Source organism: Clostridium sp. NkU-1 (assembly GCA_001312405.1).
The window spans coordinates 258292-273046 of sequence record BBDR01000002.1; the positions used below are offsets into that span (position 1 = coordinate 258292).

Consider the following 14755-nt stretch of genomic DNA (forward strand, 5'->3'; position numbering starts at 1 on the left):
ATTGAGGTGAAAAAGGGAACAGTGGGACTTCATGGAAGCGAGATTCATGAGAATTAGGAGGCGGTTTTATGGCATATGGCTTGGAACAGATCATAATAAAAGGAATTCCGGTAGAAAATCTGACAGAACTAAAAATAGACTGCTTACCAGGTGATCATGGAAGTTTGAAGCTTTGTGGTTATCTGGCAGCAGAAAATGGGGAAGAGACATTATTTGGTTTTTCGGAGAATGACTCCATAAACGTATATGTAGGAGAAGGAAAACCCATATTTTCCGGAATACTGACTAAGGTCAGTGTAGAAGGAGAAGGGGACACGGTGAAAATATCGGCGGAGGCCAAAAGCAGAAGCATATTGATGGACCAAAAAAAGAAGTCCCGGTCTTTTCAGGATGTGACCATGACTTACGGCAGTCTGTTTCAGATCATCCTGTCTGAATACCCAGGAAGTGATATCAAACTGTCCATACCGGACAGGCCTTTAGGGGAAATTGCAGTTCAGTATAAGGAAACGGACTGGGAATTTCTAAAGCGCATGCTCTCTATGCTAAATGCGGTTTTGGCGTGTCACCCTGGTGAGGAATCCATGAAACTGTACGGAGGGGTTCCGGATATACCGTCCGGGGAGTGGAATTACAAAAAGACAGGGTTTCAAAAAGAAATGGGAGAGTACAGCTATTGGCTTATGCAGGGTGCATCGGTCAATGATAATGACTTTCTTATCATGAAAATCGAAACCGGGCATATACCGGAACTCTTTGAACAGGTAGGGGATAAAGGCAGGCAATTTGTTCTCCGCCGTTTGTCTTATGAATTGGAACGGGGGCTGCTTCACTGCCGCATGGAAATGCAGAAGAAAGAAGGAATACTGGCTAAAGTCCAGTATCCCATGCATTTAATCGGAACCGCTCTTTGCGGAACCGTTCTTGAAATAGCAGGAAGTAAGATCAGGATTCATCTGGATATAGATCATGCAGCCGGGGGTAAGGACGTGTACTGGTTCCCATTTTCTACCCTGTCCGAATCCCCGGACGGGAGCGGCTGGTATTATATGCCGGAGAAAGGGGATAATGTCCGGGTCTATTTTCCTTCTAAATATACAAAAGATGTCATAGGAGTCAGTGCCGTAAGTTCATATGATGGAAAAAGCGGGGGAGTGCCCGACCGGATGGGAAGTCCCTCTACAAAATATTTAAGCAATCCTTACGGGCAGGAAATGAAGCTGGCGGAAGATGGGATTACTCTTGCATGCAGCGGAGGGGCAGCCAGTGTGAAGATCAGTAATGGAGGTGACATTTCCTTAAGTGCCATGGGTACAATCAATATTGCTGCTGAAGAAGATTTGAAAATTGAAGCGGAAGAGGCTGTTTCTCTTCAGGCGCTTGAGGCGGCGGTTATATCCTGCGTAAAAGGAGGCACCGTTAATATGCCTGCTGATGGAAATCTGTATATCCAGGGAACTGAAGTAAAAGTGAATTAGGAGGTCCGCATGACAAGACAGGAAGCATTGGAACGATTCAGAGAAGAAGAACGGGAATATCTGGAAGAGAAAAAAAGGACAGTTCTTTCTGGAAATACAGGATAAGGCATTGGAATTGTCAAAGGCAATCCAGCAGGCAGTCTCCGCTCTTCGGGAAAAGGCTGAAGGGAAAGAAAAAATCATGTTTTTTTATTTTTCCCTTCTTCGGATTGACACATTGAACGGAGATTATAATGTTCTGGCCCAGGCACTGGATGCCAGGTGGTATTTGGACACAGAACCAGCAGAGGTGACATGTTCCATCGGGTTTTTCTTTTCCATGATGGATGAGATAAAAGAGCAGTTGGAACTGGACCGAAGAAAATATATGGGAAAGATCAACAAGTATGATATATCCAATTTTCTGCAGGAAATTCTTATGGAATGGAATCAGATATTGGCAGGACAACTTCGGTTTCTGTTTCGGGATATAGAAGAGAACAGGGATTTTGCAGATATTCCCAAGCTTGATACCTGGGGAATCTACTGGGGGGAATACAGGGATGCCAATGAACTCATCGCCAATGTGGACCGGGAGAAGAAGGAACAAAAAGATTGGGACAGAGCCTTGCATCTGACAGAGGAACAGGAAGGGGCTATGGTTTCCAAGTTCTGGTATGAAGCTGATTTAAAGAATTCAGACTGCAGGGGAAAGGCGCTTCTTTTCAGCCAGTTTGAGAATTGCTCTTTAACCAATCTATGCTTTGAGGAAGCCGTATTGTCCGGGGCACAATTTAAAAACTGTACCATAAAGGGGTGCAGCTTTCAGAATGCGGTGATCCGCCAGGCTGATTTCGTGAACTGCCGGTGGGAGGATAATGATTTTAAAGGAGCAGACCTGGAGTATTCCATCTTTATGGAGAAGGATGTACCTTTTCTTCACCTGGATCCAGAGCAGCTTCAAACCATTTTGATCGACAGGAGGGGTGAGGAATGAGGTTTTTACCATGGAGCAGGATAAATCCCTGCAGGATATGATCCAATTCCGGGATTTTGATATCTGCGGTCCCAGGCATATTTTCTATAAAGAAGATGCAGCGGAAATAGACGATTCCAATATGATGTACCTGACGCCAGACTGCGGGGAAGCAGCACCTGATTTCATACAGAGTCCGGTGTATTTAGTTTCGGATAAGGTGAAAAAGGTACTTGATATGTATGAGGATGAGATGGTGTTCAAGACAGTGACCATTGCAAGTAAAGAACGGGAGACAATTATGGTTTACCACCATCTTCTATTAGACCGCATGGACATGTTTTCCGATCAGACGGAGTTTTACTCCAATGGAAGCATAAAAAGGTTGGTTTTGGATTCGAAAAAGATTGGGCAACACAAAGTGTTTTTGTTAAATGATAAACGATTTCCTAATCCTTTTGTAAGTTTAGAGGTTGTGGAGAGCCTGCTGCGCAGGGGAGTGATCGGAATTACTTGGAAGGAGGCTGAGGTAGAATGGCGGAGCTAAAGGATACGTTTGTTGTCCATGGAGCATGTGCGACCTGTAGTATGGGAATGAGGCCAAGCCAGATTGTTCTTCAAAAAAACACACGGAGTTTTCTTAAAAGAGCAGGCTCAGATGACGGTGGAGGACTGTAAGGCAAATGATCATGTGATCTGCTTTGGAGGATGCTACAGCATGGAGAATCCTAAAACACAGGAGGCGGCGGAAAAGGTGCGTAAGGATGTAGAGGAAGCCTGCCCGAATACTTTTCTGGATAAAGTAATGGGTTTTTTCACTGGAGGGAAGAAAAAGAAGGAAGAGCTGCGCCCGCGGAGGAAGGAGTTCCTCAGGTATTGGGAGAATGTATGCTCCGTATTATAGCTTCGGAATGGGACTATGGTAAGGACGGGGTGGAGACGGATGAAAAACATCCTTTGATGGGCGGAGCCAAGCTGCATTGCATATATGGGGGAGAGATTGAAATTGTTGATCCGGGACAGCCTGAGGCAGGAAGCGGGACATCGACCATGCCTTAGAATAATCCGGCAATGGGCAATGCTGATTTTATGCAGGGACAATTTGGATTTGATGAGAAAGCATCTAAAACCATGAAAGAGGTTTATGATAAAATTCAGGAGAAATACAAAGAATTGTCTCAAATGGAACGGAACTGGCTGTTTGCAAGAGCGATTAGTCAGCTGGGGGATTATAATAATAAGACGGTTAATGTATTATTTCTTAAAATAGAAACTCATGCATGGAGGAAAGGAGCAGGGTGGGCATACAAATATGATAAGGAAGAAAAGTTTTTTTATTGAAAGTTTAGGAATAAAAAAAGAAGATTATCAATATTTAAGACAGATGGTCCGCCTGCAGCACTTTATGAGCAGTGATCCTTTGAAATACAGCTATGATGCATTAGAGCAAAAACATAAAAAAAAGACTGATGATTTCAATACATGGAAAAGCAATATGGAGAATGCTACTGGAAAAACGTTCTCTGACCAGGAATATTTAGATTATTATAAAGAACTTTATCAGAGTTTTGGAGGAAAAGGCGATTATTCCCATATGATGTATACAATCGCTGCAAACTTAAATGACAATCGCCATAAAGTGGATAATAAATGGAACAATATAGGAGCAAAGTCTCTTTCCTGGAAGAATGCGGAGGAACGCAAAGATGTAACTGGTTGGCTTGGAGATGCAGTATACACTGGGGATAATAATAAAATTTCTTTTGGAATGGATGATTATATCGTAGACTTAGATGCGGATAACATTGCATATAGGACGGCTGATGATACCGGATTGTTGGATTGTATGGAACAGTATTACAGCGATATTTCATCGGGAAATCAAGATGAATTAAGAACAAAGGAATTTCTTGAAAATAATTCGTATGAGGATATAGAGAAAGCTGTTTTTGACCGTATTATGTCAGAGGATAAAAATCATGATGGTAAGAAAAAACGTGGAGGATCTGAAAGACAATGAAACATATAAGGGAACATACGATTTTCTCATAAAGTTAAAAAAAATTTAAGAAAAAAAATAAAGGGAGAAAGCATGTTAAAAAAAGAAAGATGAAGATTTTTCGAAGCGCAAAATTGTACTTATATTGTTAAGCTTGTTGATGATAGGGTTATTCCAACATTTTTTATGGAGGGTGAATGGTATGAATGTTATGGACCAAATTTATGAGGCGGCAACCAAAAAAAATGCGTTTGAATTATTTCACAAAGTGCCAGAATTAAAATGGGTAAATTATGAAGATTTGTACGATTTTGAAAATTTTGGCGGACTTTCCATTCCGTACAAGCAAGAATACTTAAAAGAAAATTTTGAAGTTGATTTATTTTTTTCCTTCAAAAGGAGATACGATAAAGATACGTGGAAATGTAAACATGGCTAATGAAACTATGATTATTATTATGTATATGAGCTATGACCGCAAAAACAGGGTCATGACATTAGAACCGCTTGATATTTACTACCAGCCGGGAGAAGAATTAGGCACTCATTATCATGATTCAAAAACTATATACGAACTTCTGAAAAAATATGAAGTCACTGAGCAGAATATCAAAGAGTATCAGGAATATATGTTATTTGACGTGGTAGTCAATACCTGGTCAGATGCACAAGGAAAAAACAAAGAAAAAGAACGAGAGAAAATGAAAAATTGTACATTTATTGATCATACATTTACCTTTCCTGAGTAAAGCTGGAATCGTGGAAAGGAGAGGAGAGAGTAATGTTTTACTCGCGATGAGAGAACAGAAATAGTCTCTATAAATAGGCAAGCACAGCAGTGGGTAGAAATGGAATTAGGTTCGAGTGAAGTGAAGGTGGTTCGAAGTATACTGATACCAAAATAAGACAATGAATAAAGTTGAGGAATAAGAACAACTGAAAATATTAAAAAAAAGTGTGATATAGCTGCCAAATGATGAGAATGACCTTCTATTTCATGATAAAGGAGGCAATGAAATATGATATTGGAGTATAAAGAACTAGAAATTGAGCTGGCACTGGAAGGCGTGATTCAAGTGGAAACCTTCCGGCTTACACAGGAACTTAACAGCCATGCATTCCTTACCATGAAACTGCTGGTAGATGGAGAGCAAGCGGAGAATTTTGTAAACATGGCTTCTATCCTTCCAGTGATAATCCGGGAAACCAAATGTACCGGGGGCAGGGTGATTTTCCAGGGAAAGATGGAAACGGTCTATACAAAAGTGGAGAAAGGACTGCCATTTTTGTATTTGGAAGCTTATTCCTATACGAAAGATTGGGAGCGTACGGAAAAGAGCAGAAGCTTTTTGAATGGGTCCATGACCTATATGGATGTGGCACGAAAGGTACTTGCTGATTATGGACGGTTTGACATTAAGGATGAGATCACAGGGAACGCTCTGATCCCTGAAATGCTTTTGCAGTATGAGGAAAGCGACTGGGTTTTCCTGCGGAGGCTTGCCAGCCATTTTGGAACCAGCCTTCTTGTTGAGCCTTCTGCCGACTGCGGAAAGGTGTATTTTGGCATTCCGGATATCAACTATGGGACAGAGCTTCGCAAAGAAGACTATATTCTGGAAAAGGATCTGTTTCACTATTCAAGAATTCTGGAGCCATTGGGGGTTTTATCCCAGGAGGCCTCTAAGTGGAATATTCAGACACGCCGGTATCTGCAGATGGGAGAAGCAGTTTCTTTTAATAAAATACTGACCTGGGTCACTGGAATGAAAATCTTCACTACAAACGGGGAGCTGGTTTATTGGTATTCACTTTCCAGACGGGAAGGTCTTAGGAGAGAAAAGGAGAAGAATCCCAGAATCTATGGAATGAGCATTCCGGCAACTGTAAAAGAGCGGAACGGAAACCAGATCCGGGTGCATTTTGATATTGATCCGGTCTATGAGGCTGGGTCTGGGACAAAGTATTTCACCTATGCCATTGAGAGCAGCAGTTTTTACTGCATGCCGGTAGAGGGAAGCAGGGTACATATTTATTTTCCAGAGCATGATGAACAAAGTGCAGTCGCTGTTCATGCCATTGGAAGCGGAAGCGGCGGGGGAAAAAGCAAAAATCCTGAAAATAAAAGCTTTTCCGACCCAAGCGGAAGCGCCATGAACATGACTTCCGATACGTTAAGCTATGCTCCGGATTCCAGTGGTTCCATTCTGCTGAACTTAAATAAGGGAGGATTCCTATCCCTGACTGGAAAGAACATCAATATAAAAGCCAGAAAGGGATGATGGCCGGAGGAGAAACCCCGGTACGGAACCTGATGATCTCCGGAGAGAATAAGGTGGTGCTTCAGGTTGGAGATGGCGGCGATGATGTGGTCACTTTAGAGGAAAAGACGGATATCAAGTCAGGCCTTGTAACCCATAAAGCGGATTCTTTTCCGGAAGCAGTACCATCGGCAGCGGAGTTGGAAGCAGAATTAACAAAGAACGATGCGGCTGACCGTGAGGCCAATAACAGTGCCCTGACCTCGGCGCTTGTAGCAAGAAAACAACAGAGCAAGCAGAAGTTTTTGAATGGGGTAATAAGTATTGCCACGGTAGTTGGTCTGACAGCACTGACTGTATGTACCGGAGGCGCAACTGCCCCCCTGCTGGTTGCAGCAGGTGTAAAGGCAACCTTTGCCGTGGCGGATATGGCGGAAGGGCTTGACGGATACAGCAAGGTGAATGCACTGGATGCCTCCAGGCCGGCAAACTTTTTAAGGGATACGGTTTTTAAGGGAAATGAAGATGCCTATAACATTGCGTCCATGGTAACTGATATTGTGTTTGATGTTGTTACCGGAAAGGCATTAAAAAAATGTTGCTGCCGCAGGAAAGTTCAGCAAGTTCATGTGTCCCAAATCTCAGGTGGCCAATTTTGTTACACAGACGGGAGGCTCTGTCATATTTGGGGCAATCACAGAATACCAGACTACAGGCTCCGTCAATGTGCAGAACATGGTAACCAATATGGCACTTGGTATGTTTAAAGGATCGGCAGGAACATCACTGATAGGAAAGACACAAAAATTACTGGGAAGCGATTCCAAGATTGTAAACAAGCTGGTGGGAACTGCGGTAGGAACCGTATTTGGTACGGCTGTAGATGTTACTGCGGATGCATTGCTCCCTGGCAGAGAGGTTAATTTAAAACAGTCATTCCAGAATAACCTGATTGCCAGCGGGCTTGGCCAGCTCTTTGCCGAACCGGTGGATGTGGCTTCCGGCGCGTTTTTGATCACTGCTACGGATTTTGTCCTGTCAGATATCCGGGAAGCAATCCGGATTCAGAGGAAGTACAACTCCACCAACATTCAGGAAGGGATACTGGGAGCCGGGTGGAGCTTCCCATACGAAGGAAAGCTTTATCAGGATGGCAGAAAGCTTCATACGGTACTTGATTCCGGATACCATGTGATATTTGAATGGGACGGGGAAAAAGCCTGTAATGTGACTCATGGATGCGGCTGGTTCCAGCTTATAAAGGACAAGGAAGGCTGGTTTATTAAGGATCGGAAAGAGCACAGGACTTATCGTTATAATCCCCATGGGGTGCTCCAGTCCATTGCGGACAGGAACGGACAGGCTGTCCGGTTTACTTATCATGGGGAAGGCTTAGAGGGAATCACCACCGCTCTCGGTTATCATTTAAGCCTGACTATGAGAAATGGGCGTCTGGTTCAGATGAAGGATAACATGGGGCGAACCATGCAGTACCGGTATGAAAACGGATATTTAACCGACGTAATCCACATGGATCAGGGAATCACTCATTATGAGTACGATGAAAAGGGATATTTAACCAAAGCGGTAGACCAGGCAAAGGTCACCTATCTGGAAAACCGGTATGATGGAAGAGGAAGAATGGTGCTTCAAACTCTTGCCAACGGAGATACCTATGAAGCGGAATATCTGGATGAGGAAAGGAAAGTCAGGGTACACAGCAGCGTAGGAGATCAGACGATTGTCTATGAGTATGGAAAAAAGTTGGAGATCCTGTCGGTCCTTTATGAGGATGGAAGTGCGACTCGATATGATTATAATGAAGAAGGCTACCGGATACGGGAAACAGACCGCCTGGGATATGGGAAAGAATGGTCCTATGACGAAGCAGGGCGGGTCATAAAGGAAGGCAGAGTGGGCTGGCTTAAGACGAGTTTTCGTTACGATGAAGCCGATGACCTGGTCGAAAAGACAGACAATGCCGGCAGGAAGTTCCTCTATGAATACGACGGAAGCCATAACCTGATTGAAGCAAAGGAAAAGGCGGGAGAAGCGGGGGAATGGCTTACCTGCTCCTATATCTATGACCGGAAAGGAAGGCTCCTGGAGGAAAGGGATGCATTGGGAAATACGACCCTTTATCATTATGAAGAGGCTTCCGGAAAACCCTCTGTTATTACCTACCCGGATGGGGAAGAGGGCCGATTTGAATACGATATCATGGGCAGGCTGATGGCAAAAGAGGATGACTGCGGCCGGATGGAGTACGGATACAATGCTAAAAACTTCCGGACCATGGTGCGGGATGGAGAAGGAAATGAATCCCGTTACTTATATGACGGTATGGGAAGGCTCTTAGCCATGTATCCTCCCAAGGCATGGAAGGAACAGAAAGGGGAGTACAGCTACCAGTATGATTTTCTGGACCGCCTGATTGATACCATTCGTCCGGATGGAAGCCATGAGAGGCAGATGCGGGATGGGGAAGGACACATCCTTAAGAAAGTGCACCCTAATGCCTATGAAAAGGAAATCGATGATGGGGAAGGAATCCGTTATGAGTATGACAGTGACGGAAACCAGATCCGCATTCATTATCCTGACGGAGGGTGTGAACGGTTTTTCTATGATGCTGCCGGAAAACGAATTAAGCATGTCCTGCCGGAAGCATATCAGGAAGAGACAGATGATGGAACTGGTTACTGCTATGAATATGATACTGCTGGTAACCTGGCAAAAATCGTGGCTCCGGAAGAGAATACAGAAGCGGAATATACCTATGATCTATGCGGAAACGTGCTTTCTCATCAGAATGCCATGGGCCGCATTGCCTTTTACCAGTACGACTTCCAGAACCACTTGATTCAGATGCTGCACCCTGCAAAAGAAGAAGGAACTCGAATCCTTTATCAGCGCATAACTTTTTCTTACGATGAAAAGGGAAACAAAAAGAAGGAAGTCCGACATGGAGGGTACTGGGATAAAGAAGGAAAACTGGTTTCCCAAGAGGGGACAGATTTGTGCCTGTCCTTTGCTTACGACAGCCGGAACCGCTTAACCGATGTAAAAGATGGCTTGGGTGCTGTGGTCCGCTACCGTTATGATGCAAGAGGAAACCGCGTTTATGAGGAGAGGCAGATCAGTGATGAGGTTAAGCAGGTCATCTGCTATGAATATGACAAAGCTGGACGTCTGGTTGAACAGAAGGAAGAATTAAGCAGTGGGTTGGCACCGATACCCAAAGAGGAACGGTTTGCCGTCACCCGCTACCGTTATGATGAGAACGGAAACCGTACAGAGATTATAACGCCGGAAGGATATCATATCCTACGAGAGTATGATTCCTGTGACCGCTTGATATCAGAGCGAAGCGTGGACAAGACAAATGGAATTGACAGAACCGTCCATATCTCTTATGACAAGGCAGGGAATATCACAAAGGTTGCCCGTCAGGGAAAAGGAAAGGAAGCATGGGAGATCGGCTATTCCTATGATCTAAAAGACCGGATTACCCATGTGAAGGACTGCCTTGGCCCGGTATTCCAATATGAATATGATAAAAATGACCGGACCCGGAAAGAAATTCAACCACAGGCGGGAGAGAAGCATGAGCAGCAAAGGGGTTACCTTTACCGTTACGATTTTACCGGAAACCTGCTGGAAAAGGCTGATATGGCAGGAACCGTATTAGAGAAAAACGAATACCTTCCAGATGGGAATCTATCAAGACGAATCACTGCAGATGGAAATGAACTGAATTTCATATACGGCGCCAATGGGCAGGAGACAGAAATCCATACCTTAAGAAGCCGGGAAAAGGGACGGGCGTTACAAACATACACCTATGATTCCAGAGGAAGGATCACCGGACTGGCTGATGGAAACCAGAACCGGACCGGTTACGATGTAGACCACTGGGGAAGAATATGCCGGATACAGGGAGCAGACGGAGGAAAAGAAGGCTGCACCTATGACTATGCCGGAAACATTACCAGTACGACTGATGCCAATGGCGGAGTCATCACCTACCGTTATAATAGCCAGGGGAAAGTCTGTGAGATCATCGACCAGGAAGGGAACAGTGAAACGTTCCGTTACGATAAGGAAGGCCGGATGACTCTGCACACTGACCGCAACGGAAACCAGGTAAAGACTGCCTACAATATGGACTCCAACCGTGTCCTGGAGATTGGATGCGACAAGGAAGGAAAGAACCGGGAAAGCAGAAGCTGGGAATACGATACCTTTGGCCAGTTGGAAAAATCAGCGGCAGGAGGATTCTGCTATGCCTACGAATACAGACCGGATGGGAAGCTTCTTAAAAAAACGGCATCGGGACGAATTCTTGTTTCCTGTACCTACCATGAAGATGGCAGCTTAAAGACTTTAACGGATGAAAGCGGGAAAACGGTAAGTTACGGATATGACTGGAGGGGAAAACTGGCATCCATTACGGATGAAGCAGGAACAATGATTGTCCAGTATCTCCACTATCCGGATGGAAAGCTAAAAGAGATCGTGCATTTTAATGGAGTGAGAACCTCTTATGAATATGATACGGACGGAAACATCAGCCGCCTGGTTACGCTATTAAATTCTGGTCAACCTTTATGCTATTTCCAGTATGAATACGACTTAAATGGAAACCGTACAGCAAAAGCAGGAGCCTGTCTTTTCCCAGGAGAGGACAGCATTAAGGATACAGTAATACAATATCGTTATGACAGCATGAACCGTCTGCTGGAAGAGGAATATGATGGGGAAGCGATTTGCTACCGATATGACCTATGCGGAAACCGGTTGAAGAAGGAAAGCCTTGCCGAACAGGAAACATACCATTATAATAAAAGAAACCAGCTTATAGAACATACCACTTCAAAAGATAGAATGTTTTTCTTCTACGATCTTCAGGGGAATCTGATAGAAGAGACAGGAGCAGGGAATAGGAGATATTCCTATAATTCATTCAATCAGCAGATAAAGATTGAAGACTGTTACGGATATGTCCAGGAACACCGCTATGATGGGGAAGGACTGAGGGCAGGGATAACGGCCAAGGAAGACAGTGCCCATTTTGTATTCTACAATGGAGAACTACTGACGGAATCTGGAAGCGGGGAAGCATTCAGAAGCCGATATATCTTGGGATATGGAGTGGCAGCTAATGAGGTGGAAGAACAGTCCGGCTACCATGCCTATCATCTGGATGAGCAGATCAGCACAATGTACATCACAGGAAATCGTGGTTTGGTAGAAAGTGCCTATGCCTATGATTCTTTTGGTAATTTAAGAGGGCAGGCAGGAGATTTACGAAATCGCATTCTGTACACTGGACAGCAGTATGATAAGGAAGCGGGGCAGTATTACTTAAGGGCGAGATACTATAATCCAGTACTAGGTGGATTTATGCAGGAAGATGTGTACCGCGGAGATGGATTAAATCTTTATGCGTACTGTAGAAATAATCCAATTAAGTATATTGATCCGAGTGGATTTGCTAGAAAGCCTATTGATTATACCAAGGTCGATCCAAGCAAATGGCCTGAAAAAGCAATTGTTGCTAGTAGGGTTACTGGGTCGCCTAATATTCCTACTAACAATGATGGATTTCGAGGTTGGTTCGATGGTTTAACAACGGGGCAGTTGGATGAACTTTATAAGACGCAGACTACCAAAGATGTTATAAAAGATCGACTTCGAGGAGATGGTGGAAATCATGAATGGAATATGGTAGCTAATGCAGATCAATTTAAAGAATATGGATTAAAAGCCTCTGATATTATGGATAATGTTACACCAACAAAAGATTTAGAGTTTAAGGATATTTTGAATCCTAAAACGGGAGAGTTGATTAGCGGAGCACACACAGGTACTTCGGCTAGTTCTTATGCTCATAAAGAATTAAATGAATTATTTCAAACAAGTAATAATTATGATGAATATGTAGAAAAGGTAAGAAATTGGGCTGATGTCCATATTGATGGTGGTGCAGAGGAGCTACCTGGATATTTTAAACGAGGAGAGGAGATACCTGAACATTTAAAAAAAATCAGAAAGAAGAAAGTAAAGAAAAATGTGATAATTGAAATTGTATTGAGATAGTAGATAAAAGATATGAAGTTTATAATTGTTCAGTCATGTTAAAGGCTATGATTTCAATCGGAGTTGTGAATAAATTATCGATATTTTTTGTGACATATTAAATGAAAATATAATTTTATAAAAATAATAAGGAGAATGAAATATGAGAGAAGTTGAGCAAAAAAATTATACCTATAGCAATGATGAATTCGTTTCTGTTTTTGTTGGAAATTGTAATTCGCAAGAGTTACTTAATAGGTATTTAAAAAAAGATTATGAACTTTTGGAAGTTGATTGCATTGGTTCTGAATTTGGGATTGATTTTGGAATAAATACTTATGATGAAGATTACTTAGTTGCAGTTGTAAATACAAAGTCCTCAAATAATATAGAGGAAATATTTTCAAAAGCAAAGGTATTTGATATTGATAAGCTTAAAGCAAGTTATCCTAATAATTTGAAGGATTTTTATAATGCTGCTATTGTAGTGGGAAAATTAAACTATGAAGGTGACATTAAAGAAATACAAAATAATGAATTTGGGCATTTTAAATTTTTATGTGCGTTACGAGAAGAATAAGTATGAACAGTAGGTTTAAATTTGGGTTTACTATCTCCTTGGTAGGAAAAGTATTCAGATAAGATAAGTGAAAAATATGGAGAGACTGTTTTATAGGTATTTGACAGTATCTCCATTTTTCATTTTACAATTCCAGAATCTGTATGCTTATTTCCATAATAACCCTGTGATGTATTTGATCCTAGTGGGCCTGACTCGTAAAAAAAGTTTGGCTTCTACTGTGTCTGGAATGACGTATGATGAAAAGATAGATGCATTGTATGCCAGGCAAAAAGAGTATGTTCAGGGAGAGGTGGATAATGGTAAGTTAGTTGTCTCTGATACTCCATTGAGAACAAATGAGTTAGAAGTTGATTCATACAGCACAGTACCAAGAACGGGTGATGGTGTAACTCCTTATTATATGCCGTCTACTTATTTCATAGGTATGGATGTTATTGATCATAGTGATGGTTCTTGCCTTAACGTAATGGGGAGTACACACAGGTACATTTACTTATGGGTTAAGCGAAAGCTCAAGACCATATGATAATGCACTATATGAGTCATTAACTTACGCAGATAGGTTGGAATTTGATAGAGCTGATATCCAAGATATTAATGCAAGAACTGGACCGAATGTTCCAAACGCTATTGTGGAACAAAAATTACAAGAGCAGTATGATCTTGCAATGAAAACAGAAGCGGAGAAAATCGAGGGCACTAAATGTTAATAACCATAATATTATTAAAGAAAGGAAACAGGAAATGAAGGAAATTGTTGATATAAAATGTCTTTATCAATATGCTAGAAACGAGACAGTCGAAGATTTGGAAAATTTCGATAGAATTTCTTATGGTATTACGGAGGGCAATTATACATTTCGGTTAGAGGATATCGTTTCTTAATGTGAACTATAGATACAAAATTCCCCTTATATGGAACCTCATCAGGAATCTAAGATTATGGATATGGTTTATTTTGTTATTAACGAATATGGGATAAATTTAGCTCTCCCTGAATTGATAAAGGGGTTAGGAGAAATCATGGTGGTAAAAGAGTTTTTAGTAGGAATGTATTTGAGAATGTTACTTAATAGTTATAGTGAAGAGGCGATTCTACAATTTTCTCATATGTTGTGTAATTGTTCCGATAGCTTTAAAAATAAAGTTAAAGAGCTTGTCGTTGAGAGCATTAATCTGGATTCCAAACGTTATGAAGTAAAAGGAAATATTATATTAGAAAACTTGGAATTATTGAGAACAAAATTAGTAGATAAAAAAGCTGGCATATAATTGGATAAGTCATAGAAAAGTAGACATAAAAAGAATTATGTTAAACAGCAATAGGACATCCCCACAAGTTTACTAATGAATCTGTTTCAAGAAAATCCTGATTATGCGATGTTGTAGTTGGAATTT

17 protein-coding genes are annotated in these 14755 nt (G+C 42.1%); all 17 read left to right on the forward strand.

Annotated elements, in window-relative coordinates; genetic code table 11:
- Positions 1-68 precede the first annotated feature (68 nt).
- The 17 genes from JCM10519_RS03990 to JCM10519_RS04055 all read left to right on the forward strand — a co-directional run bounded on the left by JCM10519_RS03990 (position 69) and on the right by JCM10519_RS04055 (position 14629).
- Positions 69-1478 (forward strand): contractile injection system protein, VgrG/Pvc8 family, encoded by a 1410-nt coding sequence (locus JCM10519_RS03990; RefSeq protein WP_054738030.1) that lies wholly within the window; start codon positions 69-71, stop codon positions 1476-1478.
- Between the two features lie 109 nt (positions 1479-1587).
- Positions 1588-2454, forward strand: a complete 867-nt coding sequence (locus JCM10519_RS03995) for a pentapeptide repeat-containing protein (RefSeq protein ID WP_054738031.1) — start codon at positions 1588-1590, stop codon at positions 2452-2454.
- Positions 2444-2980 carry a hypothetical protein gene (locus JCM10519_RS04000; protein WP_054738032.1) on the forward strand — a complete coding sequence of 179 codons (537 nt, stop codon included), beginning with the start codon at positions 2444-2446 and terminating at the stop codon, positions 2978-2980. The genes JCM10519_RS03995 and JCM10519_RS04000 overlap by 11 nt, the downstream gene beginning before the upstream one ends.
- Positions 2968-3111, forward strand: a complete 144-nt coding sequence (locus JCM10519_RS26155) for a hypothetical protein (RefSeq protein ID WP_347843062.1) — start codon at positions 2968-2970, stop codon at positions 3109-3111. The genes JCM10519_RS04000 and JCM10519_RS26155 overlap by 13 nt, the downstream gene beginning before the upstream one ends.
- On the forward strand, positions 3092-3337 hold the full coding sequence (locus tag JCM10519_RS04005) for a hypothetical protein (protein ID WP_054738033.1): 246 nt from the start codon (positions 3092-3094) through the stop codon (positions 3335-3337). Before JCM10519_RS26155 ends, JCM10519_RS04005 begins: the two co-directional genes overlap by 20 nt.
- Entirely contained in the window at positions 3322-3492 is a 171-nt protein-coding gene (locus tag JCM10519_RS26160; protein ID WP_347843063.1) for a PAAR-like protein, read from the forward strand. The genes JCM10519_RS04005 and JCM10519_RS26160 overlap by 16 nt, the downstream gene beginning before the upstream one ends.
- 12 nt (positions 3493-3504) lie before the next feature.
- Positions 3505-3774 (forward strand): hypothetical protein, encoded by a 270-nt coding sequence (locus tag JCM10519_RS04010; protein ID WP_054738034.1) that lies wholly within the window; start codon positions 3505-3507, stop codon positions 3772-3774.
- Positions 3746-4453, forward strand: a complete 708-nt coding sequence (locus tag JCM10519_RS04015; RefSeq protein WP_054738035.1) for a hypothetical protein — start codon at positions 3746-3748, stop codon at positions 4451-4453. The genes JCM10519_RS04010 and JCM10519_RS04015 overlap by 29 nt, the downstream gene beginning before the upstream one ends.
- Positions 4454-4634: 181 nt before the next feature.
- Positions 4635-4871 (forward strand): hypothetical protein, encoded by a 237-nt coding sequence (locus JCM10519_RS04020; RefSeq protein ID WP_054738036.1) that lies wholly within the window; start codon positions 4635-4637, stop codon positions 4869-4871.
- Positions 4864-5181 (forward strand): hypothetical protein, encoded by a 318-nt coding sequence (locus JCM10519_RS04025; protein WP_054738037.1) that lies wholly within the window; start codon positions 4864-4866, stop codon positions 5179-5181. Before JCM10519_RS04020 ends, JCM10519_RS04025 begins: the two co-directional genes overlap by 8 nt.
- A gap of 270 nt (positions 5182-5451) precedes the next feature.
- On the forward strand, positions 5452-6714 hold the full coding sequence (locus tag JCM10519_RS04030) for a hypothetical protein (protein WP_054738038.1): 1263 nt from the start codon (positions 5452-5454) through the stop codon (positions 6712-6714).
- A complete protein-coding gene (locus JCM10519_RS04035; RefSeq protein WP_054738039.1) occupies positions 6711-7460 on the forward strand; it encodes a hypothetical protein in 750 nt (249 codons plus the stop codon). The genes JCM10519_RS04030 and JCM10519_RS04035 overlap by 4 nt, the downstream gene beginning before the upstream one ends.
- Positions 7429-12795, forward strand: a complete 5367-nt coding sequence (locus tag JCM10519_RS04040; protein ID WP_347843215.1) for an RHS repeat-associated core domain-containing protein — start codon at positions 7429-7431, stop codon at positions 12793-12795. The genes JCM10519_RS04035 and JCM10519_RS04040 overlap by 32 nt, the downstream gene beginning before the upstream one ends.
- A 142-nt stretch (positions 12796-12937) precedes the next feature.
- A complete protein-coding gene (locus JCM10519_RS04045) occupies positions 12938-13354 on the forward strand; it encodes an immunity 22 family protein (protein ID WP_054738041.1) in 417 nt (138 codons plus the stop codon).
- A gap of 76 nt (positions 13355-13430) precedes the next feature.
- Positions 13431-13883 (forward strand): hypothetical protein, encoded by a 453-nt coding sequence (locus tag JCM10519_RS04050; protein WP_054738042.1) that lies wholly within the window; start codon positions 13431-13433, stop codon positions 13881-13883.
- Between the two features lie 37 nt (positions 13884-13920).
- Complete coding sequence (locus JCM10519_RS26165; protein ID WP_347843064.1) at positions 13921-14067, forward strand: hypothetical protein; 147 nt, start codon at positions 13921-13923, stop codon at positions 14065-14067.
- 232 nt (positions 14068-14299) lie between these two features.
- Positions 14300-14629, forward strand: coding sequence for a hypothetical protein (locus tag JCM10519_RS04055; protein ID WP_054738043.1), 330 nt, complete (start codon positions 14300-14302; stop codon positions 14627-14629).
- Positions 14630-14755: the final 126 nt, after the last annotated feature.

What these genes read in the sequence shown, in the direction of transcription:
- JCM10519_RS04025 (WP_054738037.1), top strand. Translation starts at nt 4,864, where the DNA reads ATGGCTAATGAAACTATGATTATTATTATGTATATGAGCTATGACCGC.
- JCM10519_RS04010 (WP_054738034.1), top strand. Translation starts at nt 3,505, where the DNA reads ATGGGCAATGCTGATTTTATGCAGGGACAATTTGGATTTGATGAGAAA.
- JCM10519_RS04055 (WP_054738043.1), top strand. Translation starts at nt 14,300, where the DNA reads ATGGATATGGTTTATTTTGTTATTAACGAATATGGGATAAATTTAGCT.
- JCM10519_RS04005 (WP_054738033.1), top strand. Translation starts at nt 3,092, where the DNA reads ATGACGGTGGAGGACTGTAAGGCAAATGATCATGTGATCTGCTTTGGA.
- JCM10519_RS04040 (WP_347843215.1), top strand. Translation starts at nt 7,429, where the DNA reads ATGGTAACCAATATGGCACTTGGTATGTTTAAAGGATCGGCAGGAACA.
- JCM10519_RS04020 (WP_054738036.1), top strand. Translation starts at nt 4,635, where the DNA reads ATGAATGTTATGGACCAAATTTATGAGGCGGCAACCAAAAAAAATGCG.
- JCM10519_RS26160 (WP_347843063.1), top strand. Translation starts at nt 3,322, where the DNA reads ATGCTCCGTATTATAGCTTCGGAATGGGACTATGGTAAGGACGGGGTG.
- JCM10519_RS04045 (WP_054738041.1), top strand. Translation starts at nt 12,938, where the DNA reads ATGAGAGAAGTTGAGCAAAAAAATTATACCTATAGCAATGATGAATTC.
- JCM10519_RS26155 (WP_347843062.1), top strand. Translation starts at nt 2,968, where the DNA reads ATGGCGGAGCTAAAGGATACGTTTGTTGTCCATGGAGCATGTGCGACC.
- JCM10519_RS04050 (WP_054738042.1), top strand. Translation starts at nt 13,431, where the DNA reads ATGGAGAGACTGTTTTATAGGTATTTGACAGTATCTCCATTTTTCATT.
- JCM10519_RS04030 (WP_054738038.1), top strand. Translation starts at nt 5,452, where the DNA reads ATGATATTGGAGTATAAAGAACTAGAAATTGAGCTGGCACTGGAAGGC.
- JCM10519_RS04015 (WP_054738035.1), top strand. Translation starts at nt 3,746, where the DNA reads ATGATAAGGAAGAAAAGTTTTTTTATTGAAAGTTTAGGAATAAAAAAA.
- JCM10519_RS03990 (WP_054738030.1), top strand. Translation starts at nt 69, where the DNA reads ATGGCATATGGCTTGGAACAGATCATAATAAAAGGAATTCCGGTAGAA.
- JCM10519_RS04035 (WP_054738039.1), top strand. Translation starts at nt 6,711, where the DNA reads ATGATGGCCGGAGGAGAAACCCCGGTACGGAACCTGATGATCTCCGGA.